Annotated in this window: 22 protein-coding genes, 1 tRNA gene and 1 pseudogene; 16 read left to right on the forward strand and 8 right to left on the reverse strand. The window is 56.0% G+C overall.

The window, feature by feature from the left end; genetic code table 11:
- Positions 1–233: 233 nt before the first annotated feature.
- Positions 234–1,490 carry a DGQHR domain-containing protein gene (locus CAL19_RS16065; protein ID WP_094797374.1) on the reverse strand — a complete coding sequence of 419 codons (1,257 nt, stop codon included), beginning with the start codon at positions 1,488–1,490 and terminating at the stop codon, positions 234–236.
- Complete coding sequence (locus CAL19_RS16070) at positions 1,490–1,996, reverse strand: hypothetical protein (RefSeq protein WP_094797375.1); 507 nt, start codon at positions 1,994–1,996, stop codon at positions 1,490–1,492. Before CAL19_RS16070 ends, CAL19_RS16065 begins: the two co-directional genes overlap by 1 nt.
- Before the next feature lie 111 nt (positions 1,997–2,107).
- On the opposite strand from CAL19_RS16070, the gene CAL19_RS16075 reads away from it, so the two are divergent.
- Entirely contained in the window at positions 2,108–2,827 is a 720-nt protein-coding gene (locus CAL19_RS16075; RefSeq protein ID WP_094797376.1) for a UPF0489 family protein, read from the forward strand.
- Between the two features lie 321 nt (positions 2,828–3,148).
- Here CAL19_RS16075 and CAL19_RS16085 read toward each other — a convergent pair whose 3' ends face one another.
- The gene (locus tag CAL19_RS16085) at positions 3,149–4,480 is read right to left on the reverse strand and encodes a tyrosine-type recombinase/integrase (RefSeq protein ID WP_094797378.1); all 1,332 of its coding nucleotides are present in this window, start codon (positions 4,478–4,480) and stop codon (positions 3,149–3,151) included.
- 120 nt (positions 4,481–4,600) lie between these two features.
- Between CAL19_RS16085 and CAL19_RS19735 the strand changes: the two genes are divergently transcribed.
- From CAL19_RS19735 to CAL19_RS16125, 8 genes and pseudogenes are all read left to right on the forward strand, one after another.
- A tRNA-OTHER gene (locus CAL19_RS19735) sits at positions 4,601–4,708 on the forward strand.
- 384 nt (positions 4,709–5,092) lie between these two features.
- Positions 5,093–5,419: pseudogene (locus tag CAL19_RS19850) on the forward strand (type I restriction enzyme subunit R domain-containing protein); the annotation flags it as partial.
- Between the two features lie 148 nt (positions 5,420–5,567).
- Entirely contained in the window at positions 5,568–6,569 is a 1,002-nt protein-coding gene (locus CAL19_RS16095; protein ID WP_094797379.1) for a restriction endonuclease, read from the forward strand.
- A gap of 132 nt (positions 6,570–6,701) precedes the next feature.
- On the forward strand, positions 6,702–7,766 hold the full coding sequence (locus CAL19_RS16100; protein WP_094797380.1) for an oxidoreductase: 1,065 nt from the start codon (positions 6,702–6,704) through the stop codon (positions 7,764–7,766).
- Positions 7,767–8,973: 1,207 nt separating this feature from the next.
- Positions 8,974–9,891, forward strand: coding sequence for an MBL fold metallo-hydrolase (locus CAL19_RS16110; RefSeq protein WP_094797381.1), 918 nt, complete (start codon positions 8,974–8,976; stop codon positions 9,889–9,891).
- Between the two features lie 78 nt (positions 9,892–9,969).
- A complete protein-coding gene (locus CAL19_RS16115) occupies positions 9,970–10,449 on the forward strand; it encodes a carboxymuconolactone decarboxylase family protein (protein WP_094797382.1) in 480 nt (159 codons plus the stop codon).
- 10 nt (positions 10,450–10,459) lie between these two features.
- The gene (locus tag CAL19_RS16120) at positions 10,460–11,212 is read left to right on the forward strand and encodes an SDR family oxidoreductase (RefSeq protein WP_094797383.1); all 753 of its coding nucleotides are present in this window, start codon (positions 10,460–10,462) and stop codon (positions 11,210–11,212) included.
- Between the two features lie 23 nt (positions 11,213–11,235).
- Entirely contained in the window at positions 11,236–11,730 is a 495-nt protein-coding gene (locus CAL19_RS16125; RefSeq protein ID WP_026641485.1) for an Ohr family peroxiredoxin, read from the forward strand.
- Positions 11,731–11,733: 3 nt separating this feature from the next.
- On the opposite strand, the gene CAL19_RS16130 is transcribed toward CAL19_RS16125, so the two are convergent.
- The 3 genes from CAL19_RS16130 to CAL19_RS16140 all read right to left on the reverse strand — a co-directional run bounded on the left by CAL19_RS16130 (position 11,734) and on the right by CAL19_RS16140 (position 14,338).
- Positions 11,734–12,738 (reverse strand): LysR family transcriptional regulator, encoded by a 1,005-nt coding sequence (locus CAL19_RS16130; protein WP_094797384.1) that lies wholly within the window; start codon positions 12,736–12,738, stop codon positions 11,734–11,736.
- A gap of 156 nt (positions 12,739–12,894) precedes the next feature.
- Positions 12,895–13,338: a cupin domain-containing protein gene (locus CAL19_RS16135; protein WP_094797722.1), complete on the reverse strand. Its 444-nt coding sequence runs from the start codon at positions 13,336–13,338 to the stop codon at positions 12,895–12,897.
- 121 nt (positions 13,339–13,459) lie between these two features.
- A complete protein-coding gene (locus CAL19_RS16140) occupies positions 13,460–14,338 on the reverse strand; it encodes an RNA polymerase sigma-70 factor (protein WP_094797385.1) in 879 nt (292 codons plus the stop codon).
- A 320-nt stretch (positions 14,339–14,658) separates the two neighbouring features.
- Here CAL19_RS16140 and CAL19_RS16145 point away from each other — a divergent pair, with 320 nt between their 5' ends.
- The 5 genes from CAL19_RS16145 to drt3b all read left to right on the forward strand — a co-directional run bounded on the left by CAL19_RS16145 (position 14,659) and on the right by drt3b (position 20,966).
- Positions 14,659–15,510, forward strand: coding sequence for an alpha/beta fold hydrolase (locus CAL19_RS16145; protein WP_170941556.1), 852 nt, complete (start codon positions 14,659–14,661; stop codon positions 15,508–15,510).
- A gap of 65 nt (positions 15,511–15,575) precedes the next feature.
- Positions 15,576–16,325 (forward strand): SDR family NAD(P)-dependent oxidoreductase, encoded by a 750-nt coding sequence (locus CAL19_RS16150; protein ID WP_094797387.1) that lies wholly within the window; start codon positions 15,576–15,578, stop codon positions 16,323–16,325.
- Between the two features lie 46 nt (positions 16,326–16,371).
- Complete coding sequence (locus tag CAL19_RS16155; protein WP_038852739.1) at positions 16,372–16,743, forward strand: DUF4148 domain-containing protein; 372 nt, start codon at positions 16,372–16,374, stop codon at positions 16,741–16,743.
- Between the two features lie 986 nt (positions 16,744–17,729).
- On the forward strand, positions 17,730–18,998 hold the full coding sequence (drt3a, locus tag CAL19_RS16160; protein ID WP_094797388.1) for an antiviral reverse transcriptase Drt3a: 1,269 nt from the start codon (positions 17,730–17,732) through the stop codon (positions 18,996–18,998).
- A gap of 6 nt (positions 18,999–19,004) precedes the next feature.
- Complete coding sequence (gene drt3b / locus CAL19_RS16165; RefSeq protein ID WP_094797389.1) at positions 19,005–20,966, forward strand: antiviral reverse transcriptase Drt3b; 1,962 nt, start codon at positions 19,005–19,007, stop codon at positions 20,964–20,966.
- Positions 20,967–21,881: 915 nt separating this feature from the next.
- Here drt3b and CAL19_RS16175 read toward each other — a convergent pair.
- Together CAL19_RS16175 and CAL19_RS16180 are read right to left on the reverse strand one after the other, a co-directional pair.
- On the reverse strand, positions 21,882–22,424 hold the full coding sequence (locus CAL19_RS16175) for a hypothetical protein (protein WP_094797391.1): 543 nt from the start codon (positions 22,422–22,424) through the stop codon (positions 21,882–21,884).
- A gap of 126 nt (positions 22,425–22,550) precedes the next feature.
- Positions 22,551–23,777, reverse strand: a complete 1,227-nt coding sequence (locus CAL19_RS16180) for a glycosyltransferase (RefSeq protein ID WP_094797392.1) — start codon at positions 23,775–23,777, stop codon at positions 22,551–22,553.
- 69 nt (positions 23,778–23,846) lie between these two features.
- On the opposite strand from CAL19_RS16180, the gene CAL19_RS16185 reads away from it, so the two are divergent.
- Together CAL19_RS16185 and CAL19_RS16190 are read left to right on the forward strand one after the other, a co-directional pair.
- Positions 23,847–24,491 carry a TetR/AcrR family transcriptional regulator gene (locus CAL19_RS16185; RefSeq protein ID WP_094797393.1) on the forward strand — a complete coding sequence of 215 codons (645 nt, stop codon included), beginning with the start codon at positions 23,847–23,849 and terminating at the stop codon, positions 24,489–24,491.
- Positions 24,492–24,548: 57 nt separating this feature from the next.
- A complete protein-coding gene (locus CAL19_RS16190; protein WP_283162365.1) occupies positions 24,549–25,790 on the forward strand; it encodes a mechanosensitive ion channel in 1,242 nt (413 codons plus the stop codon).
- Positions 25,791–25,850 lie beyond the last annotated feature (60 nt).

The raw sequence follows: 25,850 nt of genomic DNA on the forward strand, positions 1-25,850 counted from the left end.
CTCCAATCCGCCTGAGTATCAGGAATGGGAAGGCGAACCGTCGTTCATACAACGAGGCGGGTTCGTAATGACGCACAAAGCCGTATTTGCGCCTTGAAGGCGGCATCCGCACGGGCATAGTACGAGGTCGCCCTCTCTGAGACAGCGACCGTCGACGACCAAACAAAGATAATCAAGCCTTGAGCGGAGTCATCCGCGCAAGGTAGTATAGGTAACGAGGCTGTGGAACCCGCCTATAGGCGCCGTGGCAAGGACACTTTTGCCGCATCGACACCCAGAGTTAGACCGTAAGCGCTTTGTAGTTCGGCCGGATCAACTGAAAGCCCGGCCATGTAACGCACCAGTTTGTGCGCCAGCACCTTCTCCCGAGCCACCTTATGTCGATCCGGGTCCCAAATGACATTGAGATACGGCGCCCGAGCAAGGTCAGTGGGCAACCGCTTCAACCTCATCACTGCGTCAGGCAAAGTGATGCCGTGAACTTGAGCAATTTCAACGGCAGTCTTGGTGACGATGTCCAACCCGATCGGACGAAACAATAGATGACCACCATGCGGCCCCCGGTGCACCTCAGCAACCGATGCAGGATCCTTGGCGGAAAACAGGCTACCAACAGGTTTGAACGTTTTGCCAAGCGCCGTAAAGTATGAGACAGCAAGATCGTAAAACTCGTCCAAGCGTGCGTCGGATGGCCGATTAAATTGCAACTTTTGATCGGCCCGCTTTTCGAAACGCTGTTTGATTTCGTACGTGAAGATGACCTTCAGCGTGTCGTACAAACTCGAGATAGTGGTGAAGCACGTCCGGTTGGCGACGGGAATATTCTGGCTGGCTATAACAGCGATCTTGGGGTCGCGAAACCATGCATTAGTTTCAACTAGCCGGCGCGCAATAATCGCCATCACGTCATCCTCGTCCAGGGCGATGATGTCTCGTTTGTGTACTGGCTTAGCAGTCTTGTTCAATGTGGTGAACAGGCGACGCGTCCGCTGAAGCCCTGCCGCATTCTTCTTGTGTCCCACCAGGAGCACTGGCAACTGCTCCCCGGACACATCAACGCCTTCGTTTATAACGCGCTTGATACCAGCAAGGCGATGCTGCCCATCCACAGCGAAAATCCTCTCCATACCAGTTAGACTCAGGAAGCCGAGCGAATCCGTCGCACTCTCCGGAAGAGACTCCACCAGAGCTTGGTTAGCGGTCGATTTGAAGTTCCCTATCTCAAGCCAATCCGGACTGCCGCCATAGGTTGCCAACACAAGGGAGCTGAAAAACCGCTCCTTGGTAGAGGTAAGATACTCGGCAATGTGGCGCGCCCGAGCCCCCTCTAGGCTCCGCTGAATCAGCTGGGACAGAGCCTTGTCAGGATGTATCGCTTCCGCGTAATCCACCCGCGTCCCGATCTCAACCATAGGCATCAGGCAGGCGTAATAGATCCAGTCGCCGATCGCGCCCCGCAAGGCGGGTATGATTAAAGGATCGTGTTTCATCAAAAGGCCGCCCTCCTCACCGCGGTAATTTCCGCGCTGAAATCTTTAATGTTGATAGGAGGTATCACAGCGTCCAGAAAGGCATCCTCCAGCTTACGGAGGTCGACCTTAGGATTTGGGAGTGGAACGAAATTGAAGAATAGGTCATCCGACCAATTTTCCAAGAACATGGACACACGCGGGCGCCCGACCTTGTTTTTCATCTGTCTCAGATATTGGGCATATCGCTTGTATAGATTTGCACTGGAGGTATCTCCGGTAATACCCATGTACAGGATATATCCGTGCATGGGCAACTTGGACGGCGCAAGTTCCACTGTAAAGGCATAGATGCCTCGTTCCTTCGGCACGGATGCATGACTCGCGTCACCGAAACGCAGTTTTTGCCATTTCAAGTTGTGCCTTGTTTTAAACTTCCGCCAGCGCTTCAGATCGAGAAAAAACTCGTACAAATCGCCTTTGTACTTCTTGGTGAAATTCACTAGGTCGTGATGTTTACCGGCCACTCGCCCCCTCCACTAGAACTGCGGCTATTGGCTTATGAGCAAAGCAGCATACCGCGATTATTTCAAGAAGTAAAATGAGTTACATTCAACTATCCTGTCCCGCAACTCGGGATGGCTAATTTCGTGGAGGCGGTGGTGGCCCTCGATTATCAAGCGCTTGAACGCAACGACGAGTACATAACGGACCTCGGCTTCGAGACATGGTTGATGGACAACCATAAGTGGGCGCTGTGGGTCTGGGAACGCCACGCCGAAGGGGCTGGCGTGAGGAAGTTCACTCTTGTCCACGCGGATTATCACTGGGATGGATGCTATGACTTCTTCGAAAGTCCCGCAGAGGAGGCAGCAATGCTGGCCGCCGACCTCAACGGACTGCATCTTTTGATCTCTGAAGACGACTGGATCCGATACGACTCGTTTATTGCACCGGCAGTTATGCGGGGCCGCTTCGATGTCGTCCATTTCTTTTGCAAACAGGATAATGAATGGGACATCGGGGTCGGAGACGAAGTTCTCGCTGCGTCTGGCACCACACAAATGCTGCACACCTCCGCCGAATCGTTAGCCAGCATAGACCCGGCATACCCACTGATATTTGACCTTTGCCTCGATCTCTTCAACAGAGAGTCTACGACGGAATATGGCAGCGATCTATGGCCGGATGAAGAAATCGTTAGATTCTTGAATACCGTGCAGCCTCTCATCGAATCGGCTTGCCTTGTTACTATATCGCTCTCATTTGGCTGCTCGGGAACTTCGGATGACACCAAGCGCCTTGCCGAGCTTGTCGTGCCTATAGTTCTGGCCTGGCGTGCGAAGCAGCACCAATAGCAGCTTGGCGCGCCGGGCCATCCTCGGTGTGAACGTTGCGCATAAACATTACCACGGTTTTCTTATCGAATCCTTAACCCAGTCAACGTTCCCGATATCCGTCAATTAGCCGAGCGACGTCACTCGCACGAAAATAAACTCTTCGACCAATCTTCTTCTTGATAGAGCACCACGTCCTAGCGAACTCCGAATTTCCTACCAATGCGATGCGTAACCCATCTTTGCTTCGCTTAAGTACATCTGCCAAATCACCCAGCGATAGCAAGATGCCGTAGCGCTCTACGAGTTGCTCTTCTGTCGCCGTTCTCTCAGTCACCATGGCTACCTCACCTTCGACGTATCGGCGTGGTTGCTCCCAGGACGAACAGCTCGATCCAGTCCCCTGCGATGTCGATATGGTCGATACTTCCCCAAACTGGTACGCAGCCAACTATTTTCAACCGGCCTGAGAGCAACCTGGAAATCAGCTCTCTCTTTTTGTCCTCCCACCAGATCCTTACGCAAGCTGGCGACACGCTCGGCAGCCTCCCGGACAGGACTATCTTCTGCATGTACATAGCGCATGAACATCGTTGCTGTTTTATGCGCCGTAAGTGCCATACCGATCTTGACCGACACCCCAGAATTGGCAATATCTGTAGCCGCTCGATGTCGAATACCGTGTGTGCCGACATGAGGGACCTCAGCACGCTTCAGAATACGCGTCCAGCCATTCTTATACGTGCCCTCAGACATCGGCTTATCTGCACGAAACACGCTAGGACACACATACGGTGATCCTTGTATACGAGGAGCCGTAGAGAGGAGCTGATAAGCATCTTCGCTCACCGGCTTGGAAATTTTTCCCGTCTTGCTGTCAGGCCACTCCACCCGACGCTTCTCAAGATCCACCCAAGCCCATTCGAGCATCCTAATTTCAGACATGCGTGCCGCAAAAGAAAACTGCAGACGTATACCAAGGGTCAATAGCGGATGCTCCAAGCCCTCTTCATCCGCTCGATCCAGATACTCGTATATCCGCACCAACTCCTCGTCGGTGATGAAGCGAGTCTTTCCTTTCTCTGGATACATCGGCACATGACGACAAGGATTCGAGCCGTCTGGACGATAGCCCCACACCTCAGCCATATTCAGCATCTTACGCAGGCACGCAAAAGCCCGGTTGATGGTCGAAGGTATTCGTGAATAAGCACGCATCATTTCACTCACATCAGCGCGTGTTAGGTCTGGCACTTTGATGCGGCCTAAGGTCGGGATGATGTAGCGATCGATGTGCTCTTGATAAGTCTCAACCGTAGTGGGCTTGTTCCGCGGCGTCGAGTACTCCTCAATGAATTTTTTGCACAGATCTTTGACAGTCAAAGCTCGACGGGCTGCAGCCTTCTCCGCGCTAGGGTCGTGCCCCTTCCGAATATCGGCAAGCCAGTCTCGTGCAATCTCTCGCGCCTGTTCAACGGTCAACTCTCCAAAGCGACCGATGGTCGGCTTACGGCGCTCCCCCGCATTTGTGCGATACTGAAGCGCAAATATCCTTTTTCCCTTGGTGGTGACTTTGCAAACGAAGCCTGGAACGAGTGTGTCACGAAGCTCGTAGTCCTTGGCCGCAGCGACGGCGGTTTCCACAACGGTTTTGGTCAACTTCAAAATAGCCATAACGCCTCCTGTTAAATGACGATTTCCAGGAACCAAATAGGAGCCACGGGAGAGCGAAGCTGCCCAAAATCGTCCAATTCCAGCGTAATGCTAAATTGAGCCGACCCTCCGGAAAACCAAGCCTGGCGCGGCTTAGCGGGTTCCAGCGGGTTTTATCATCTCAAATTCCGTCATTCTCAAAATCCCCCGCCGCAAGGCGTGCCGGTTCGATTCCGGCCCCGGGCACCAGAATTTAAAAGCCGCCATGGCTCAGCTCTTTTCCTCATCAACGAGGGATGGGCATTCATCAGACCCGGTCAATCCCCCCATTTCCACCGCACTCAGCGACGACGCCTGATTAGCTTGGCAGCATTGACTGAACCCGCCAGCCAGACTAGCGCCATCAAGAACGGCCACGCCCGACGTTTCCTCAGCCCGGTCGTCCACCACGCGTCGCTTCAGGGCTGATATCGGTGCTTTGGCACCTGATTGATCGCCCCATCGAGGGCCTTGCCGGCATGGGCCTGGGCGTCGGTAGCTGCCGTACCGGCCAACAAATGTGGTACCTCCATGAGAAAGCATAAACAAAGGCCGCCTGGAACGTTTATGCTAACCATCGCTCAGTAACATTCACTGCATACGATGTATATCGACAAGCCGATGAAGGGCCATAACCTGATGCAGGCCATCGCCCATGTGAACCGCGTATTCCGCGACACACAAGGCGGCTTGGTCGTGAACTACATCGGTATCGGCAACGAACTCAAAGCCGCGATGAAGGAATACACCGCCAGCAAGGGTCGTGGCAGGCCGACCGTCGACGCCCCCGAGGCCTTGGCGGTGATGCTGAAAAAGCTCGATGTGCTGCGCGCCATGTTGGACGGATACGACTACTCTGGATTCAAGACCGGTGGTCACAAGACGCTGGCGGGAGCGGCGGACCACATCCTTTCGATACGTCCGCCGCCGGGCCCAAAAAACGCCAAACTCGACGGCAAAAGCAGCACGGGATCGGCACGCATATGCGCCATATCGCGGATGGCCTTTTCCAATTTCTTGTCGTGTGACGTCAAAATCTTGAATGGGTACCGAAGAGGTTACGGGAAATATGAAAACCATGTGGATGATTCGAGGAGACGCCGGGCGCCTCTATGACGAGTTTCGCGATAAGAACGTCGCTGCTATCGGGTGGCGTCAAATTGCCGCGCAAGCGAAGCCTGGCGTTTCCCGACAAGCATTAACCCAGAAATACCTGGCGGTAGAACCCGGAATCAAAGAAGGCACCGCTATTTCAGGTGCATCGCAGGTCTACCGCTTTGTGAATGAAGTGAAAGAAGGAGATGCGGTCGTCACCTATTCACCGGCGACCCGCACGTATTTAATCGGAAAGTTCACTAGCAGCGCTCGATACGACCCCGAGATCGTTGAGGACGGAATGGCGCTCATCCGCACCGTCGAATGGAGCACGACCGAGGTTGATCGAGACTTGCTCAGCACGGCCAGCAAGAACAGCCTCGGTTCAACCCTCACTGTGTTCAAAGTTCCCGACTTTGCACGAGACGAACTTCTGGCATTAGCGTCGGGCAAGCCTAGCAACGTAATACCCACGCTCGAAAAACTCGATGACGAACAGCTGGACGACCCCCTCAAAGGTCTGAGCGAAATCGCATTCGAGCGTATCAAGGATCAGATCAACCGCTTGGATTGGGATGAGATGCAAGAGCTCGTCGCCGGTTTATTGCGGGCGATGGGCTACAAGACAAACGTGTCCCCGGCTGGTTCAGACCGAGGAAAAGACATTCTTGCGTCTCCCGATGGATTCGGGTTTCAACAACCACGCATCGTCGTCGAAGTAAAGCACCGCGATGGCCGTATTTCCAGTCACCAGATACGGAGCTTCTTGGGTGGTCGCCACAAAGATGACCGAGGCCTTTATGTCAGTACCGGAGGTTTCACCAAAGACGCGCTGTACGAAGCCGACCGCGCCAACGTACCGCTCACGCTTTGGACGCTAGACGAACTCGCTAGAACACTCATGGCGAATTATCAGGAAACGGATACGGTCACTAAGCAATTAGTGCCACTGAGGTATTTTTATGTGCCGGCATAGGGGAGCTGGTCCTTAGGCTGATTAGGGGCGACTTCGTGCGGAGATGACGGCTTTCGGCCAACTCCGGCCGCTCGGCCGTGCTGCGACGATCGTCGACAATGGGGTTTCAATCGAAAATTAACTCGAGAAGCTATGCCAGTTTATGAAATGCGCAGTGACACGATTCGGCCTTTACAGGAAGTCACGTTTTCTAGCCTCGGTTTGCATGAGCGGGCCGACATTCAGCGCCTTTTACGGGAATGCATCGACGTCATCTCACCGGACACGTTGGTTATTTCTGAAGAATTCAATAGTTGGTCTGAAGGCAACCGGCGAATCGATCTGCTCGGGGTCCACAAGACGGGCGATCTAGTGGTTATTGAGCTAAAGCGAGACGATGCAGGCCACATGGAACTACAAGCGCTCCGCTACGCTGCGATGGTGTCAACAATGACACTTGCGCAGGCTATTGACACGTACCAGACCTATCTGAGCTCCCGTGGGATTCCTGGCGACGAAGCCGAACGGAAGATTGCCGACTTTCTTGAAATCGACGCGAAATTCGGCGAATCCGTGCGCATAGTTTTGGCTGCGTCGACGTTCCACAAGGAGATCACATCGACCGTCCTTTGGCTCAACGATAGGGGCCTCAACATTTCATGCGCCCGACTGACGCCATACAGCAATGACGGCAAGGTCTTCCTCGACGTCGATCGTTTTATACCGCTACCTGGAGCGGAGGAGTATCAAATCGCGGTCAGAAACAAGGTGGCTGTTGAAAGAATAGCTGAAAGCGAGCGGATTGCACGCAGTCTCGCAAAGTACTCTCTTCACACACCGTTCAAAGACTTCAATTCCTTGAGTAAACGAGATTTAATCTTTAACGTTGTGAAGGTCGCGCTCGAATTGAACGTTGGGGTTCAGCAGATTCAAGAAGCAATACCCTGGAAGCGGGACCTCTTCGTGTCTGCGAAAGGCTCGCTTCCGATAGATGAATTCCTCCGACAGGAAGGGCCAAGGGCTACAGCTGCCGGGTTAAATCTCGAACGTCACTATTTCAAAGATCAAAAACGATTACTAGAGCACGCCGGCATGACTCACCTCATGCGCCGGGATTGGGGCCCCAAGACCGAGCAAGCCGTACAAAACGTTATCAGGCTTCTACCTGTAGGGCACGGTGTTACTTACAGCCTTCAGGAAGGAGACGAATCCGTTTAAGGCCGCGGTGCATTGAACGGCCGCTCCCGGCAAGATCGAACGTCCCTTCCAGGTCGAACGCGGACAGACACTCTCCTACCGCGCAAGTTGCGATGCGCAGTGAACAGCGATATGAAAACGGTACAAACCGGATTGTGCGTCCGCGCCGATATACGCCCTCCCCGCCCACTAGCCATAAAACCCAATGTGGGTCGCTTCGATTCCGGCTTACAACGCTGCGCCCCCGTTTGCCTCGCTGCGCTCCGCTGATATGTCTATCGCTCAAGCAACCGATATTTGCTCTTTTCGGTTATGACCCTCACCAACCACCCACCCACCCCACCACCCCATAATCAAACCGATAACCCCCCACCAAAATCCACCGCTTCTACGCAGTCAGGCAGCAAGCAAAACCCCTCGGCGAATATGTCATTCCCCGACGCCTGCCAGATCAAATCCCCATTTAGTGATAAGCGCGCAATACCGAGTTCCCCCTGGGAAATCAGAGCGGCCCGCTCTGGCGCCCAATAGACATCAGAACACGTCGCTGTATCCACTTGCGTTGACCAGGCAAGCTCAAAGGGCGACGCCATCGACAAGCACGCCACCTGGTTACCAACGGCCGAGTAAAGCTTATCGTCAATCGCCACTGCCGAATGAGCATGCACCCTGGAACGTCCTCCCGTGGGGCCAATGACCAAAATGCGGTGGCCGTCTAGCGCCAGGCCGTGGATGGACGTGAGCGAGTCGCTTGAAAGACGCATTTCGTGTGTCTACAAACGGACATTGCCTTGCGACATGAACGAGTAGGTCGGCTCATCAACTATGGCGACCTAGCCATATCGCTTATCCATTTCCAATCACACTTTCGATTCTCACGTCTTTTCGGACGCCGGTCGATCTGGGACGAGCCCATCTGCATCCGAAGTTCATTACCCCATCTCCCCGCTACCAGCTTTCGCCGCTCTGCGCGCACCGGCGACCCGCCGCGATTGGTGCCCAATTATCAACAGTATGCTTCCCGGCATGTGTCTACCGCGCATTCTCGCGCGCTCCTAGGATACAGCCATCCTTTTCGTTTATACGGCGCGCATCTGCAAACCGGTACCCCCGGGCATTCAGGGCAAGCCGTTGCCGGCATACCAAGCTGGTTTGAAAGGGATGGGCTTCACGCCGGACGACGCCGCATGTTCCTGCTCCGTCCGCGACCTAACCTGGAGAAACGACCATGCTTGCTGTTGAAACACCTTTGTCTTCCACCGTCCAGCCACCCAAGGACCTGGTTCCGTCCCGCTACGCGATTCAGATCGGCAAGATCGAAGCGCTGGTGATCAGCGACGGTGTACTGCCCTTGCCTACCGCCACGATGGCTACCAATGCAGACCCGGCAGACCTTGCGAACTGGCTGGATTACATGTGCATGCCGCCCGATGCCTTCGACTGGCCGTTGAACGTGATGGTGGCTCGCAGTGGCGACCAGACGATTCTTATCGATGCGGGCTTGGGAGGCCAGTTCTCCGGCTTTCCTCGTGCGGGGCAGCTGCCGCAACGACTGCAGGCCGCGGGCATCGCGCTGGAGTCGATCACGGACGTGATCATTACGCATATGCACATGGACCATGTCGGCGGCCTGCTGGTGGATGATATGAAAGAGCGCCTTGGCTCGCATGTACGCATCCATGTCTGCGCTACAGAGGTGGACTTCTGGGTGTCGCCCGATTTCTCGCAGACATTGATGCCGAAGCCGGTTCCCAATGTTCTGCGCACGACGGCCACCAGCTTCTACAACGAGTATCGCGACCGGATACATGTCTTTCATGACAAGTGCGAAGTCGGGCCGGGCGTGTTTGTGCGAATGACGGGCGGGCACACCCCGGGCCATAGCGTAGTGGACCTGGTATCCGGCGACGCAAGACTCACCTTTGCCGGCGACGCCATGTTTCCGGTTGGTTTCGACCATCCCGAGTGGCACAACGGCTTTGAACACGACCCCGAAGAATCGGCGCGTGTGCGGATCGGGCTGTTTCGTGAACTCGCGGAAAACCGCGGCTTGCTTGCCGCCGCGCACCTTCCGTTTCCCTCGATCGGTCGCGTCATGATCGACGGCGACGCCTTTCGTTGGGTGCCCGTTCTCTGGGATTACTGACCGCCTTCCCTGGGCATCAATAGGGGTGCCCCTGCGCCCCGCTGCCCGCACTGAAATATCAACTACCAAGGAACCATCATGGCCCAACGACTGAATGCCTACTCGCAATCTCCCGAACTGTTCAAGAAGTTCGTGGAATTTGGAATGCTGCTGAAATCGGGCGCAATTGAACAATCGATCCTGGATCTGATCGAGGTTCGTGCTTCACAGATCAATGGCTGCGGCTTCTGCCTGGATATGCACGTCAAGCAGGCCAAGATTCACGGCGAGCGTGAACTACGCCTGCACCATGTCGCGATCTGGCGGGAATCCACTGAGTTTTCGCCACGCGAACGCGCGTGCCTGGCCTGGACGGAAGCGCTGACGACGCTGGGCCAGCATGGCGTGTCCGACGAAATATACGAACGCGTGCGCACACAGCTGTCGGAAAAGGAAATCTCTGACCTTAGCTTTGCCGTCATGGCGATCAATGGATGGAACCGCCTGAATGTGGGCTTCCGCACTGTGCCTGGCTCGGCTGATAAAGCGTATGGCCTGGACAAAGCCAAGTTCAATTAAGGAGCAGAACATGAAAATCCTTGTTATTGGCGGCACGGGCCTCATCGGCTCAAAGCTGGTAAGCCTGCTCGAAGAACGCGGCCATGAAGCCATAGCCGCCTCGCCCGCTACCGGTGTCAACACGATTACCGGCGAAGGCCTGGACGCAGCGTTGGCGGGGGTGCAGACCGTTGTGGACGTGGCCAACTCACCGTCTTTTGAAGACAAGGCGGTGCTTGATTTCTTCCAGACATCGGGGCGCAACCTGCTGGCAGCCGAAGCGCGCGCCGGAGTTCGGCACCATGTGGCGTTGTCGGTGGTGGGCACGCATCGTCTGGCCGAAAGCGGGTACTTTCGGGGCAAGATTGCCCAGGAAACATTGATTCAGGCAGGCGGCATACCTTTTTCCATTGTGCAAAGCACGCAGTTCTTCGAGTTCCTGGGTGGCATTGTGCAATCTGCCACGGTGGATGACGAGGTGGTGCTTTCACCCGCCTTTGTGCAGCCTATTGCGTCAGACGACGTGGCGCTGGCCATGGCCAACGCCACGCTGGCCCCGCCTGTCAACGCATCGGTGGAAATCGCCGGCCCGCATCGGGTACGCCTGGCGGAGCTGGTGCAGCGCTACATGGATAAAATTGGCGATGCGCGCAAGGTGCGGGCGGATCCGGCAGCGCGCTATTTCGGCGCACAACTCGATGACGCCACTTTGGTGCCCGGGCCTGCTCCCTGGCTGGGCGCGACAACCTTCGAAGCGTGGTTCGACCGGTCACGGACGCAGTAGCAACGGGAAATTCGAGGATATACATGAGCAATTTGCAGCCCCCTCCGCAGTCCATCCTCGAAAAGTACCGGGGTGGCGACTTCCACCCTCTTTACACGACCAGCGTCACGGTGCGCGGCGGCGAAGCCGCGCACGGACGCGCTTCGGGCATCGCGATCTCGGACGACGGCGAATTGGCGGTCGAGCTGCGGCTGCCCGTCGAACTGGGCGGCCACGGGGGTGGGACCAACCCGGAGCAACTGTTCGCCGCAGGCTATGCCGCCTGTTTTCATGGTGCGCTGGCCATGCTGGCCGAGCGCGCCGGCGTCGTCCTGACGGACGCGGCAGTGACGGCCACTGTTGCGTTCGGGCGCGACCCGGTCGATGGCCTGTTTGCGCTGACAGCTGATATCAATATTCATCTGCCCGGGCTCGACAAGGCAGTGGCCGAGGAACTGGTGCGTAATACCGAACGCTTGTGCCCCTATTCCAAAATGGCCCAGGGCGGCATTCACAGCGTGGTCGCGCTGACCCAGTGAAAATCAAGTCGCCGGGGTCAGCACGCTGTCCAGGGTCTGCAGATCCAGGGCACGGATGTGCTCGGTCATGTAGTCGATGAATACGCGCATGCGAACGGGCAAATGCTGGCGGCTGAGAAAGCACAGGTAATGGCCTCGGTCCTCTGGGGCATATTGCGGAAGGCAGGCCACCAACGTGCCGTCACGCAAATGCTCGCATACTTGATAACCCGCCATCTGCGCGATGCCCTGCCCTTCGAGCACGGTTTGCAGCACCAGGTCGGCGTCATTGAACGTAAGCCTGGCGGGCGGCGACACTTTGTGCAGCCGGCCGCCTATCTTGAATTCCCACTCGAACGCCCGGCCTGATGCCAGCCTGAAATTGACACACTTGTGCTTGGCCAAGTCTTCCACACTGGCCGGCAGCCCATAGGTGGCCGCATAGGCTGGCGATGCGCACAGCAGCATCTGCATGGGTATGATCTTTTTCGCGATGATCTGGCTGTCTTCCATGCGCCCATTGCGAAAAGACACATCGATGCGATCGGCACTGAAATCGGTGGGGCCATCATCGAGCACCAGCTCTACCGATACATCGGGGTAGGTGTCGCAGAATCCCCGCAACAGCGGCGCCACCACTTTGCGCCCGAACCCCACCGTTGAACAAACATGCAGCTCTCCGGCCGGAGGGCCTTCACGAAGTTCGCGCATACTGTCCAGCGCCTGCACAATGCGCTCGACGCCCGGTCGACATTGCTCGTAAAAGCGCTGCCCTTCCGCAGTCAGTGACGTATTGCGCGTGGTGCGCACGAATAATCGCGTGCCCAGCTGGTCTTCGAGCTTTTGTACGCTGCGACTGACCGCCGAGCGGCCAATGCCCAGCCGGTCGCCGGCTTTGGCGAAGTTGCCTTCGGCGGCCACGGCGATGAACGCTGTCACGCCTGCGTAGCTGATCGCAAAACTTTCGGCCAGCGAGTTGCGCCCCTGGGTCGGCTGTGCGACTGAAAACGCAGTGGAAGGTGTCGTCATGATGGTGCCGCCGTGAGTAGTTTGATTCTAATCACTAAGACGTACCAGCCGGTCAGTTTGTGACGCGCCAAGCAAAAAAAATGGCCTTATTCAACAAAGGCCTTTTTAATCAAGCAGTTAAGCAGATCTTTTACTGCATTACTGAAATTTCTTGGTTTATTTCAGGGGGATCAGCGCTGGCGCCCCCTGTTTCTTGATCAGAACCGCCAGGAATTTGGCCGGCTCGGTCTGGCTCGCGTTGCGCCCCACAAGATGAATATCGTTCGGGCCTTCGTAATAGGTCTGGCCCGGCCGCAGGGTGACTTCCTTACCGCCTTCTACCTGCATGACGATGCTGCCTTCAAGCACATAGACGAAGGCGGACGCATCGTGGCGGTGTACGGGGTCGGCGCCGCCGGGCGGGTAGTCAACGATGATCATCATGCCTTCGTTGCCGGGGAAGTTCGGCAACGACTGCGTCATCAAGGCGGTAACGGTAGGGTCGGCGGCGCTGCCTGCCGGGGCGCTGTGGTGTGCCGGGCCGGCGTGCGCAACCAAGCTGGCAAACAGCAGCGCGCCAACGGCCGCGCAGCGCAAGCCATGTGTGCGGATATGGAACATGGGATCTCCTTTGATGATGATTGGCCATCCCATCGTAGGATCTCTGAAGATATTCCGGTACCGCCACACTAGGGATCACCGTGTTGAGCGCCACGCACCAAAGGTAGGCAAGAATGCCTGTTCAACCGCGTCCCAGCGACTTCGCGATGCGCTTGAGTTTGTCGGGATTGCGCTGCACCAGCACACGAGTCAGGCGTTCGCCGTCGGTTTCGTATGACTGTACGGACTCGAGTTCGCCGTCGATAAAGCGCAGCAGGGCCCATTGCCCGTTGATTTCATGTATTTCGGTGTGCAGCGCCTCGCGGAACCGTCGCTTACCGGCATAAAACAATTGGGCCAGGCGTTTGCCGCCAACCAGGCTGGCAAAACTGGTAGCTTTGCCGCCACCGTCGCCAATAAGTTGCGCGTCGTCGCTCAACAAAGCATGCAAGCCGTGGAAGTCGCTCGACTGCATCGCGTCAGAAAATGCTGTCAACAAGCGCCGCAACGTGGCGCGAGGCACGGACTGCCGCGGCTCGCCGCCGCGCAGTTGCTGCCTGGCACGGCTTACCAGTTGGCGCACCGCCGCCTCGGTTCTGCCGAGCGTCTGGGCGATGTCATCATAGTTCGCGCCAAACACGTCGCGCATCAGGAATGCCGCACGCGCGCCAGGGGACAAGCGTTCGAGCATGAACAGGAAAGCCACCGACACATCGTCTGCCTGCTCCTGGAATTGTTCAGGAGTGACTGGCACAGGCATCAACATGGGTTCGGGAAGCCAGACTCCCACGTAATTGGCGCGCTCGGCCTTGGCTGCCCGCAAGCGGTCGAGCGCCAGCCGCGTGGTGACCCGAACCAGCCAGGCCTCGGGATTTTCTAGCGTCGCGCGCTCGGCGCCATGCCAGCGCAGCCAGGCGTCTTGCACCACGTCTTCGGCGTCGGCGACCGCGCCCAGCATGCGGTAGGCGATGCCGTACAGGCGCTGCCGGTACCGTTCGAACACTTGCACAGAGTCGGTCATGAGTGGGTCACGCCAGAAACTCTAAGGGCGGACGACAGCCGTACCGCCGCCGGGCCGCCGCCACGGGGCGACGTCATGGCCTGATCAATTCAGGCCCGGCCTGTAGCGGTGCGCAGATTTTACTGCGTAAGACGGGCCCGGGCCCGTCTCGTACTGCGGGGGCGATACACGACAGCGACGCCTTCGGCGCCTGGGCAATGGTGCCTATGACGCAACAGCGTGCTTCCCGCCGCATGTCTACCGCGCCGTGCGAGACATCCCTACGATGGCATCACCACCCAACACCCAACCACGCCCCGCCAAGCCAGGAGTTACCCACCATGAAGCGCAACACCATTACCACCGCCGACGGCACGCAAATCTATTTCAAAGACTGGGGTGACGGCCCCGTGGTCACCTTTTCGCACGGCTGGCCATTGAATTCCGATGCGTGGGACGGCCAGATGCAGTTTCTCGCCAGCAAGGGCTTTCGTGTCATCGCCCATGATCGCCGCGGGCATGGCCGTTCGTCGCAGCCTTCTACGGGCAACGACATGGACGGCTATGCCGATGATCTGGCTCAGCTGATCGAGACCTTGGATTTGCGCCAGATTACGATGGTGGGCCATTCCACCGGCGGCGGCGAGGTAGTCCGCTACATTGCTCGTCATGGCAACGCGCGCGTGGCACGCGCCGTCTTGATCGGTGCGGTGCCGCCGGTGATGGTTAAGTCGGCGGCGAACCCCGACGGACTGCCTTTGTCGGTCTTCGACGGAATTCGTGCTGGCGTCGCCAGCGACCGGTCTCAATTCTATAAAGACCTTGCCGCACCCTTCTATGGCGCCAACCGCCCCGGCTCAAAGGTATCGCAAGGCTTGCTGGACCAATTCTGGCTTTGGAGCATGCAAAGTGGCCAGTTGAACGCCTATGAGTGCATCAAGGCATTTTCCGAAACCGACTTCACGGAAGATCTCGGAAAGATCACGGTACCGACGCTATTCATGCACGGCGACGATGACCAGATCGTGCCGGTAGACGGCGCCGCCAAAAAAGCCGCTCGGCTCGTGAGCAAATCGCGCGAGATCTATTACCCCGGCGCGCCCCATGGCCTGACCGCCACACATCAGGACCAGATCAACGCAGATCTGCTCGCGTTCATCGTAGAAACCGCCACACCCGCGCGCGCCGCCTGAAGCGGCGAGGCAAGACCTGGCCCTTGGCTTCGTATGCAGGCGGCTTGGCTCACAAAGGAACACCAATGAACTCATTATCTGGAAAAACGGCCGTTATTACGGGTGGAAATAGCGGCATCGGCTACGCCATCGCGCAAGCCTTCATCGCTGAAGGGGCGTGCGTCGCCATTCTGGGAAGACGCCGGCAAGCGGTGGACCACGCCGTCACTGAACTGGGCAGCGCCGCCTTTGGCATCGTCGGCGATGTGGCCGACCTGGAAACACATGACAGATTGGCCGCCGAGGTCGGAAAACGCTTTGGTGCGGTGGACATGTATGTGGCAAATGCCGGCATGAACCGTATCGAACACACCGAGGCCGTCAGCGAACAAAGCTTCGATGAACAATTCGCAACCAACACCCGGGCCGTGTTCTTCGGCGTCAAAAAGATACTGCCTCTGATGCGCGATGGCGGCTCGATTATCTTGACCGGCTCAATCGCCAGCACCAAGGTGCTGGACAACCACGCTGTTTATGCCGGCTCCAAGGCGGCGATCTGCGCCTTTGCGCGAGCTTGGGCATTAGAACTGAAAACGCGCCGAATTCGGGTGAACGTGCTGAGCCCGGGCCCCACCGATACTCCGATACTCGCCAAGCTGGGCGTTTCGGAACAGCGCCGGCCGGCGTTCGAACAACACATGGCCCACGCCATTCCGCTCGGACGCCTGGCAAGCGCCCACGAACTCGCTCGCGCCGCAGTATTCCTGAGCTCGGACGACAGCACCTTTATTACGGGTACCGAACTACGAGTCGACGGCGGCCTTGCGCTGACTTGACGACAGCCGCCCACTATCTATCCCACGCATCCTAAGGAAAGCCACCATGAAAACCCATTTCGCTATCACTGCCCTGACCCTTTCTGTATTAGGTCTGAGTTCTTACGGGTACGCCGCCGAGGAAACTGATGTTCCCGCCAGCCAATCTACCGAAACTCGCGCCGCCGTAGCGGCTGAGCTGGCGTCCGCCAGGTCGAACGGCCAACTGCATGACGAAGAGCAGACCTACGTGCCGGCAAGCCACTCCACGCTCAGCCGCGATCAGGTTGCCGCTGACCTTGCGGCTTGGAACCGCGCTGGCCTGGCACAGGAATGGCAAAGCAATCTCACGCCGGATACCGCCAGCGCCGCTTATCAAAACAAGCAACTGCAGTATTTGCGGTACACCGGTACGCAGCAGATCGTTCATTTGAACTGATGCAGCACTGCCCTGACCTTCGAGACGACTCGTTGCGATATGCAGCCGGGCATGATGGTTACTGCTGGGCGAGCCAACAGCATGATTGCGGGCAACAATCATGTGGGATCCAACCTATCGGCAACACGTCTTGCAGAACATGGGCAAGAACGGGGACCGGCAACGGGCGGCTCCGTCAACGGTAAGTGATGTGTATGTTGCGTCCGCATCGGCCTCGCCATCAGCGAGGCCTTTTTATTCATGGGCGCACATATCTCGGCGCCACGCTTGGGCAACCCCTTCGGTTGCATCCCGTGTCCGTTCTTGCCGAACGGGCTGCGGGGGCGGGCCCAGCGGCTTCGCCTAGTTTCTCCCCCCGGCCGACAGGCTGCATGGCTTCCAGAGGCATCAAGGGTGAAGGCTTCGCCCGGGATCCTCGCCCGTTCCCTGCGCTGCGCTTCGGGCTGCGGCTTCCGGTCCCGCCCTTGACCCCTCTTCCGGCCAAACGGTGTCAGTAGCAGACACGGCCCCTTGACGCGGCAGGAGCGCCCCACGCTATGCCCGAGGGAAGGAATTCCGGGCCAGAGCCCGCAACCCCTGCTCCCGAGGCTCCCGCCGGCGAGGGTGGAGAGCCCAGAGAGGCAAAGCTTCTTTGGAAACTACGGCTAGTACGCAGCCGATATTGGCGTCCATAGCAGGTAAAACAAGACACTCAGCACACCACCTCTGTGGCTGCGCGTACCTAAACCAAATTTCCCATACTTCTTGTAAGATCGAGTTACCCACAGCAAGGAGACACCATGGCTGGCACGGGTAAATGCAGGCAACAGCCCCGCAAACCATATCGGATGCCGAACGCAGCCGCTGGCGATCGGCAGTTAACTATGCGCGCGCTGACGCATTAGCGCCCCCCCAAGTCTTCGTCATGACGAAGGAATTTAGGGTTTGGGGACTAGTTCAGGATAGGCTGTCGCCGGTTATTGTGTTGCAAGCGCGGAGACAAACCAGTGCACGACCAATCTTTTAACCAGAAAACACTGGCGCAAGCCTTCAATAAGCCCGATTTCGTCGGAATAACTGCGCCTGCGCATCTGGACGCATTCCGCGAAAACATGCTTAGTAAAGCAATAACTTGCTCCACTAACGGATTTGTAGTTTCAGCGAATCCACTTACGACCTTCCCTTTGAACGGGCGAAGAGTTTTTGTTTTTAAAAACCTCTGGGAAGAGCTAGTCGCACGAAAGCTCTGCATAAACATTAAGGAGGTGACGAGAACAGTGCCGCGAGGGCGCACACAGATTGTGTCGAACTTACGCTTGCTACTAGAGGAAGGCGTTCCTTTTCGAATTTATCGCCTCGATATAAAAAGCTTCTACGAGTCTTTCAAAGCATCTTATGTGATGTCGAAAGTTAACGAAATCGCTGAACTTAGTCCGTTGAGCAAGCGATTATTGCACGATTTGCTGTCTTGTCATGCCGCTCTTGGCGGCACCGGAATACCCCGTGGTCTCGCACTTAGCGCAGCGTTGGTCGAGCACTTAATGAAAGAATTCGACTATAAAGTAGCTAGCCATCAAGAGGTGTTCTTCTTCTCCAGATACGTCGATGACATTATAATAGTTACATCGGCGAGAGAAAACGAAGCCGACTTTGTCCGTCAAGTTAAGAATTTCTTGCCTTCAGGTTTGAATTTCAACCCTTCAAAGCGTCAAATAATTGGAGCAGAAAACCGGGTTAGCCCAACAAAGCCATCCGCCATAGCGACAACTCTGTTTCGCTTTGATTATTTGGGCTACTCTTTCAAAGTCAGCGAACCCGAAAGAAATAGCGACCAGCTCCCCTGCGCACACCATCGCATAGTTGTCGTGGATATAGCTGACAAGAAAATATCTCGATTTAAAAAGAGAATATCCAGATCCTTTCTTGATTTTTTGAGAACGGGGGATTTTTCGCTGCTACAGGACAGAATTAGATTTCTGACAAAAAATTTTAGCGTCTATAACGCAAAGGCCGGTGGAAAAAAAATCGCGGGAATTTTTCATAGTTATCCGCTAGCAGCAACTGACGCCGGAGGAATGGCGGCACTGGACCGATTCTTAAAAAATGCAATTCTGTCTAGAACAGGGCGCATATCTTCTCGGACCTTCCCCCTCCTAACAGGAGCGCAAAAAAGACGGCTATTGTCTCATAGCTTCACTGACGGGCATAAAAAGGCAACTTTCGTACACTTTTCCGGGACGAGACTCAAGGAAATCCAAATGTGCTGGGAATATTGAGGCGGCATGAAGAAGAGAAACCGAATTAAGCGCTCTGATTACAATCGCGTTCTAATTACCGAAACGTTGCCTTTTGAGACGCCAATAATTTTCTCAAACGATGGACTATACAATCAAATATCATTGCTTGAGTCGGCTGGGGCAATACAGAAGACAATTACAGACACTCTCATTCTTGGAAAAGAACTCCCTAAAAGGATAAGCTCAACAAGCCCTTATCTATATAAGATTCGAAAAAACTCAAAAGAATTTCGACGCTTAGCGCTTCTGCATCCCTTATCTCAGTGGAAAATGAAGTGCTTCTATCAGAAATATGAGCAGTTAATACTGCACTATTGTTCGCACAGTCCTGCATCGATCCGCGCACCTCACAAAATTGCGGGAAGTTTTTATAGCAAGACCTCATGGGAGAATTTAAATCAGTACAAGAAAGGCGCTGTGGCGCTAACAAGCCTCGATCGCTATGTCAAGCACACACCTTCTTTTTTTTCCTACTTGGGTTACGATCGTCTGTATAAATTTTTTAATTCAAGAGACTACTTTTCCCTGGAAAAACAATTTTCTATACTGAGCACTCTCGACGTCTCGAAATGCTTCGACAGCATTTATACCCACTGCCTATCATGGGCTGTTAAATCCAAGGAATTTACGAAAAACCATGTTCAAGTCTCATCTACTTTTGCACAGGATTTTGACGAAGCTATTAGGCATGGAAATCATAACGAGACGAACGGAATCCCAATCGGTCCAGAAGCTAGCCGCGTTTTTGCTGAAATTATTTTTCAAGAGGTTGATCGCAGGGTAATTGCCAAGCTACATGGTCGCAAGTTTGGTGCAGACTATGCGTTCCGTCGATACGTGGACGATGTTTTTATCTTCACCCCTAATGAAGAAACCGCGCAGCACATCTACGAAGTTTATTCGGATGTCCTATTATCTTTTAACCTACACGCTAACCAAGCCAAGTCCACGACTCTTCGCCGCCCTTTTTTAACGGCTAAATCTCGCCTTATCCATGAAGCAGGAAGAAACACAAATGACTTTCTTTCCAAATTTTTAGATGAGCCCACTACCGGTTCCCTATATCCGAAGCGAATATTCTCGAAATGGAAACTGACTAAGAGTTACGTTGATTCAATAAAATCACTTTGCTCAGCCAACTCTTCCAGTTACGATGACGTCGCCTCTTTCCTGATTTCCGTCATCACTGAACGGGTAAAAAAATTAGTAAACGAGGAATTAGATAATTGCGATGCCGATTTACAGAACGACTACTTTACCGCCATCGAAGTTCTAGTTGATATATTGTTTTTCTTATATAGCGTAGCCCCTTCAGTTGGAGCATCTTACAAGCTAAGCACCTCCCTAATATTAGTTTGCAGATTTTCAAAGAAGTATTTACCTATCCACTCCAGCACCATCTTTCACTACATATACACTTTAGCAGCGCGTCTCCTACTGGAACAATGTGGCAAGCCACATGCGGAAAGCGTTGATGGCTTTGTAAATCTAGAATATTTAAATGTTGCACTTGCGATTCGCGAGTTAGGAGACCATCATCTTCTCCCTCCGCGGGTCTTGGATGAACTTTTCATTAAAGACAGAAAGCTTTCATATTTCACAATAATCTCGTGTCTTTTTTACATAAGAAACAATGAACAGTACAAGTCGATAAAAAAGAAGATTATTAGATCTGCGAGGTCAAAGCTAAAAAATATGTCTGATATTCTGGTTAATAGTGAAAAAGCATATTTATTTCTTGACCTACTTAGCTGCCCTTTTATTCCAGAGCAGAATAAATCACAATGGCTGACGACGTTTTATTCTACTTTTGGGAAGACTTTTCCTAACGCCGCCGAGGTCAGAGAATTTTTAGGAGTTTCTGGCGGCCGTTCCTGGCATACAGATTGGCAAGATATTGATCTTCTTAATTCCCTAGAGAAAAAAGAGCTTAAACGGGCGTATTAATGCTACACTTCCCGCTGAAGGGTGAGTTGACTTCTCCTCGATCGCTGGGTAACCGGCGATCGCAATGGGCTGCCCTAAAAAGCAGCTTTTCAACGTTTTATCGAATTTGCCAGCCAGCAATGGGGGCAACGGCGCTGGAACGTTTGAGCGGTGACTCTGTCATCCACACACTCAGCTAGTCGCTCATCCTTCACCATCAGTGTCCCGCGCGGTTCCACAGCCCCTCTAAGGTTGTTGGTAACCATGCATATTGCGTCGTGATCCCATCGTCATAGTTGTCGCGGCGCTGCGTAAGTTGCCGGCGCCAACAGCAAGCATTCCCGCCAATGCAAGGCTGGCCATTCTGCCTTGTAGAATCTTTCTGTTATGCCGTTGTACCGAAATATCGGTACAGGGCAGCCGCGGCAGTCAGCTCGCCTAATTCAGTAAAAAATGCGCTACTGACTTGATCCTGGTTTTTCCTATTCCAACCTACGCTAAAATTCGCCGAGTTTCCCTGTAGAAACACTATAAATCACCCACTCAAAATCCCCCGCCACGAGTGCCAGCTCATTTCTGCCCTTGGATATTATTCGAGACCTCCTGACACCTCCCCTCTACCGCGTATACAACGGATACGCATGCATTACACGCGGTCGGTGCTCACTCGGCCACAATTCCACCCCACCGAAATTCTCCAAAGCAGGCCTGGCGAACACCCGACGCCGCGCAGCCGATCCACACCGACGCACTCAGTCGTGCGCAAGGATCTCCGTCACGATCTCAGCCTTGAGCTTTTCGTTGACATACATCGTGCGCACGCGGGCGTTCTTCCTGCCCGCCATAGCGACAAATCCCTGCCGCAACACCTCTAGCTCCCCTTGCAGGCCGTCCCCAACTGATACCAAGTTCCCGCCATAGCCTTTGTCTCTACCATCAAACAACCACCCCACGACCCCCATAATCAAACCGATACACGCCCCCAGAAAAATCCACTGCTTCAACGTAATCGGGCAGCAAACGAAACCCTTCGCAGAATATATCTTTCCCCGCAGCCTGCCAGATCAAGTCGCCCTGTAGTGACAAGCGCGCAATGGTGAGTTCGCCATGGGAGATCAGGGCGGCCCGGTCTGGCTCCCAATAGACACCAAAGCAAGTAGCGGTATCGACCTTCGTTGACCAGGCCAGCTCAAGGGACGGCGCTATCGCCAAACACGCCACCCGATTGCCGACAGCCAGGTAAAGCTTATCGTCTATCGCCACTGCTGAATGGGCATGTGCCGCCGAACGTCCTCCCGTGGCGCCGATGACCAGAACGCGGTGGCCGTCCAGTTCAAGGCCGTGGATGGACGTGAGCGAGTCGCTTGAAAGACGCAATTCACGCGGATATGAACGGACGTTGTCCTGGGACGTGAAGGTGTAGGTCGGCTCGTCAACTACGGCGATCAGGCCGTATTGGGTGTCTATTTCCAATCGCACTGTCGCGTCTAACCTTTTTTCGGATGTCGGTCGGTTTGGAACAAGCCCAGCTGTACTGTATCGAAGGCGAGTAGCAGCCGTTCTACCAGTTTTCGCGCATCCACGCGATCCTGCTTTCCGGATTAACTACTTCTTCCACCCTTCCCCACTCACCATCGTCTCGATCATTCTTACTCCCACGCCCACGCCATCCTCTTTCGCCATAGCGCGCCCGACCTCGGCCGCGCGCGCGGCAACGCCGGGCTGCTCTACAAAAGCGATCGCTCGGGCAAGCGTGTGGACGTTCAACCGCTTTGCATCGACCGCCTTGGCCGCGATGCCCCGCCGATGCAATCTATCCGCCCAGAACGCCTGGTCTCCGGCAAAGGGTATGAGGATGGATGGCTTGCCTGCCCGGGCGGCGGAGTGTGATGTGCCCGAGCCGCCATGGTGAATGACGGCGGACATTTGGGGAAACAGCCAGTCGTGCGGCGCGGCGTCGATGCGCAGGATATTGTCTGGAAGCGCCATCGTCCCCATGTCGCTCCAGCCCGGCCAGACGACGGCGCGGCGGCCGTTCAGGGCTTTGACGACGATGCGCAGCATGCTGGGCAGGTCGATGCCTGTCATGCTGCCAAAGCCTACGTAGATGGGCGCAGGGCCGGCGGCGAGGAACTGCGTCAGCTCGGGCGGTGCAATGAAGTCGGCGGCAGGCGGCGGCACCCATTGGCCGCACATTAAGGCGTGATCGGGCCAGTCTTGGGGCTGAGGCAGCAGGCTGGGCGATATGCCGTACAGCATGGGATGCCGGGTCCAAAGCCTGGCCCGGGGCGGCAAGCCCAGCACGTCGGCCCGGGCCTGGTTCAGCGCGTTTTTTAGCGCGCGCCACAGCAGCTGGTTGGTCAGGGCAAGGCTGGCTCGGTTCAATCGGGCGGGAACCCAGGACGGGGGCAGGAAAGGGGATGGAAACTCGCGCGATGGCGTCAGGGGGATCATGCCGGCGCCGATGGCCGGAATCGCCAGGTGTTCTGCGACGGAAAGTCCCACGAAACCAGCCAGCCCCGACACTACGATTGCGTCGCAGCCTTGCGCGGCCTGCAGGGTTTGCGCCATCCAGGCGGCGGCGTTGGCGTTGGTCAGTTGCACTAGCGCCTTGGCTGTGCCTCGCGCTCCGGACTGGCCCCAGTGGGTGTACAGCGTTCGGATGTCACCGGATAACGGCGCAACCGGCAGCGCGAACTGGCGCGCCGCCCCCAATGATCGCGCTTCGCCTAGCAATGAAACCTGATGGCCCGCGCGCATCAGCGCGTGGCTCAGTGCAATCAATGGACGCGTGTCGCCTTCGGTGCCGTAGGTAAGAACGACTAGTTTCATGGGCGCGCCAATTAAGTAAACGACGTATACTTTAGCAGATTCATCGTTATCGACCACCACGCGTCCAGCATGCCCCGCCCCCCTGTACGACCCGACCGCCGTGCCGAGATTCCTGCGCATATTGTTCGCGTGGCTCGCCTTCTGTTCAGGTCCCGCGGCTATGCGAACGTGACAATGGAACAAGTCGCGGCCAAGGCGGCAGTGTCCAAGCGCACGCTGTACAAGTATTTTTCGGTGAAAGAGGCGCTGCTCGAACGTGTGCTGGAAGACGAGCTGGCGAATGATCTTGCCCACCGGAATTTCCACGTTGATGTGCAGGCAAGTTTCGGCAGCAGTGTTTTGCAGGTGCTGTACTTATCTGCGCAATGGTGCGAGCAGCACACTGATTATCTGCTGCCGTATATCCGGCACAAGTTCGCAACGTTTGATCCGGGCGCGACGGCAGACAAGAACAATGGGCTTTTGCCGGTGTGGACGATGCTGATCGCCGCGGCGCAACAGCGTACGGAACTGCGCGCAGACCGCCCTGCGGGGCAGCTGGCCACCTATTTTCATTACCTGTATCTGGGTGCGTTGATGCGCTGGCTTACGGAGCCTGGCATCGACCTGCGCCGGGAGTTCGACATGGTGGTTGCGCTGTTTGTGGACGGCGCCACCCTGGCAAAACCCTTCCCAGCGTATGCATTTCATGATGCAATCCCCGAAGCACCATGAGACGCCACGGCATTTCCATGCCCCGCCGGCCAATAACCAAAAGGGAGAAGGATAATGATGCAGGGTAATACTCGGCTTGCGTATCTTAGTGATCAGATAACGATCTGGGGCCCCAGGATCCTGGTAGCGATCCTGATATTGGTGGTTACCCACTTTGTTGCCCGCGCAGTTCGATGGGCGCTGATCAAGCTGATGGACGGCATTCCCTGGCTCAAGAAAAGTGCCTCGGCCCCGGGTGAAAGCCTGTCTGCGTCGATGGGCACTCTGGGCTACTGGCTGGTGTGGCTGGTGGGGTTGCTGGTGGCGTTGCAACCGCTGGGCCTGACACAGGCCATGGCGCCGATCAATGCGCTGACCCAAGAGGTGTTCACCTATCTGCCGCGCATCGTGGGCGCGGCCATCATCTTCTTCGTGGGGGTGCTGATCGCGCGCATTGTGCGCACAATTGTCGAAACCGCGCTGGGCGCGGTCAGGTGGAACAAGCTGTGCGCCCGCCTGAGCGGCGCGGGTTCCACATCGGCAACCACACCGCCGCAGGACGCGCCGCCCCCGGGCGATCGGTGCGGCGCGCTGGTTCGCGCCGCCGGTATGCTGGCGTTTACCGTCGTGGTGATTCCCGTTGCGATTTCGGCTTTGGAAACCCTGGGTATTGCGTCGATTGTGCAGCCCACGGTGTTTGTGCTGCAAACCATCCTGGATGCGATTCCGCGCATTTTTGCAGCGGCGTTGCTGATGGCGATTGCCTATGTGATTGCGCAATGGGTGCGCGGGCTGATCGAGCAGGTGCTGGCGTCTACGGGCTTTGACCGCGCGCTCACCGGCTTTGACGGGCTGCCGTCCAATGCGCACCCGTCGCGCATTGCGGGCTGGATCGCCCTGGTGGCGATCATGCTTTTTGCGGCGATCGAAGCGGCCAGTTTGCTGAAGTTCGAGCTCGTGGCCATCATGCTCAGCCAGGTTACGGAACTGGGCGGGCAGGTGGTGTTCGGCAGCGTGATCGTGCTGGTGGGCGTCATCATGGCGCGCCTGGTGGCCAAGCTGGTGGGCGACTCTGTGGGCGAAAGCGGGCTGCCTTCCATTCTGAAGTACGCCATTATTGCCCTGGCGGTGGCGATGGGGCTGCGCTTCATGGGGCTGGCCAACGAAATCGTCAATCTGGCGTTCGGGCTGATCCTGGGGTCGGCGGCCGTGGCGTGCGCGTTGGCGTTCGGCCTGGGTGGCCGCGAAACGGCGCACCAAGTGTTGCAGCGTTGGCTGCACAACCGCAAGACCAGGCCTGCCGATGAACGCGACACATAGCCGGCGCACGGCAGTAATCGCGCGGGCTGGTACCGTTATGGCCATACCGCTATAGCAGCG

The organism is Bordetella genomosp. 7 (genome assembly GCF_002261265.1).
GTDB lineage: Bacteria > Pseudomonadota > Gammaproteobacteria > Burkholderiales > Burkholderiaceae_B > Bordetella_A.

What these genes read in the sequence shown, in the direction of transcription:
- CAL19_RS16150 (WP_094797387.1), top strand. Translation starts at nt 15,576, where the DNA reads ATGAACTCATTATCTGGAAAAACGGCCGTTATTACGGGTGGAAATAGC.
- CAL19_RS16085 (WP_094797378.1), bottom strand. Translation starts at nt 4,480, where the DNA reads ATGGCTATTTTGAAGTTGACCAAAACCGTTGTGGAAACCGCCGTCGCT.
- CAL19_RS16130 (WP_094797384.1), bottom strand. Translation starts at nt 12,738, where the DNA reads ATGACGACACCTTCCACTGCGTTTTCAGTCGCACAGCCGACCCAGGGG.
- CAL19_RS16110 (WP_094797381.1), top strand. Translation starts at nt 8,974, where the DNA reads ATGCTTGCTGTTGAAACACCTTTGTCTTCCACCGTCCAGCCACCCAAG.
- CAL19_RS16190 (WP_283162365.1), top strand. Translation starts at nt 24,549, where the DNA reads ATGCAGGGTAATACTCGGCTTGCGTATCTTAGTGATCAGATAACGATC.
- CAL19_RS16100 (WP_094797380.1), top strand. Translation starts at nt 6,702, where the DNA reads ATGCCAGTTTATGAAATGCGCAGTGACACGATTCGGCCTTTACAGGAA.
- drt3b (WP_094797389.1), top strand. Translation starts at nt 19,005, where the DNA reads ATGAAGAAGAGAAACCGAATTAAGCGCTCTGATTACAATCGCGTTCTA.
- CAL19_RS16145 (WP_170941556.1), top strand. Translation starts at nt 14,659, where the DNA reads ATGAAGCGCAACACCATTACCACCGCCGACGGCACGCAAATCTATTTC.
- CAL19_RS16125 (WP_026641485.1), top strand. Translation starts at nt 11,236, where the DNA reads ATGAGCAATTTGCAGCCCCCTCCGCAGTCCATCCTCGAAAAGTACCGG.
- CAL19_RS16095 (WP_094797379.1), top strand. Translation starts at nt 5,568, where the DNA reads ATGAAAACCATGTGGATGATTCGAGGAGACGCCGGGCGCCTCTATGAC.
- CAL19_RS16120 (WP_094797383.1), top strand. Translation starts at nt 10,460, where the DNA reads ATGAAAATCCTTGTTATTGGCGGCACGGGCCTCATCGGCTCAAAGCTG.
- CAL19_RS16180 (WP_094797392.1), bottom strand. Translation starts at nt 23,777, where the DNA reads ATGAAACTAGTCGTTCTTACCTACGGCACCGAAGGCGACACGCGTCCA.
- CAL19_RS16140 (WP_094797385.1), bottom strand. Translation starts at nt 14,338, where the DNA reads ATGACCGACTCTGTGCAAGTGTTCGAACGGTACCGGCAGCGCCTGTAC.
- CAL19_RS16115 (WP_094797382.1), top strand. Translation starts at nt 9,970, where the DNA reads ATGGCCCAACGACTGAATGCCTACTCGCAATCTCCCGAACTGTTCAAG.
- CAL19_RS16155 (WP_038852739.1), top strand. Translation starts at nt 16,372, where the DNA reads ATGAAAACCCATTTCGCTATCACTGCCCTGACCCTTTCTGTATTAGGT.
- CAL19_RS16075 (WP_094797376.1), top strand. Translation starts at nt 2,108, where the DNA reads ATGGCTAATTTCGTGGAGGCGGTGGTGGCCCTCGATTATCAAGCGCTT.
- CAL19_RS16185 (WP_094797393.1), top strand. Translation starts at nt 23,847, where the DNA reads ATGCCCCGCCCCCCTGTACGACCCGACCGCCGTGCCGAGATTCCTGCG.
- CAL19_RS16135 (WP_094797722.1), bottom strand. Translation starts at nt 13,338, where the DNA reads ATGTTCCATATCCGCACACATGGCTTGCGCTGCGCGGCCGTTGGCGCG.
- CAL19_RS16065 (WP_094797374.1), bottom strand. Translation starts at nt 1,490, where the DNA reads ATGAAACACGATCCTTTAATCATACCCGCCTTGCGGGGCGCGATCGGC.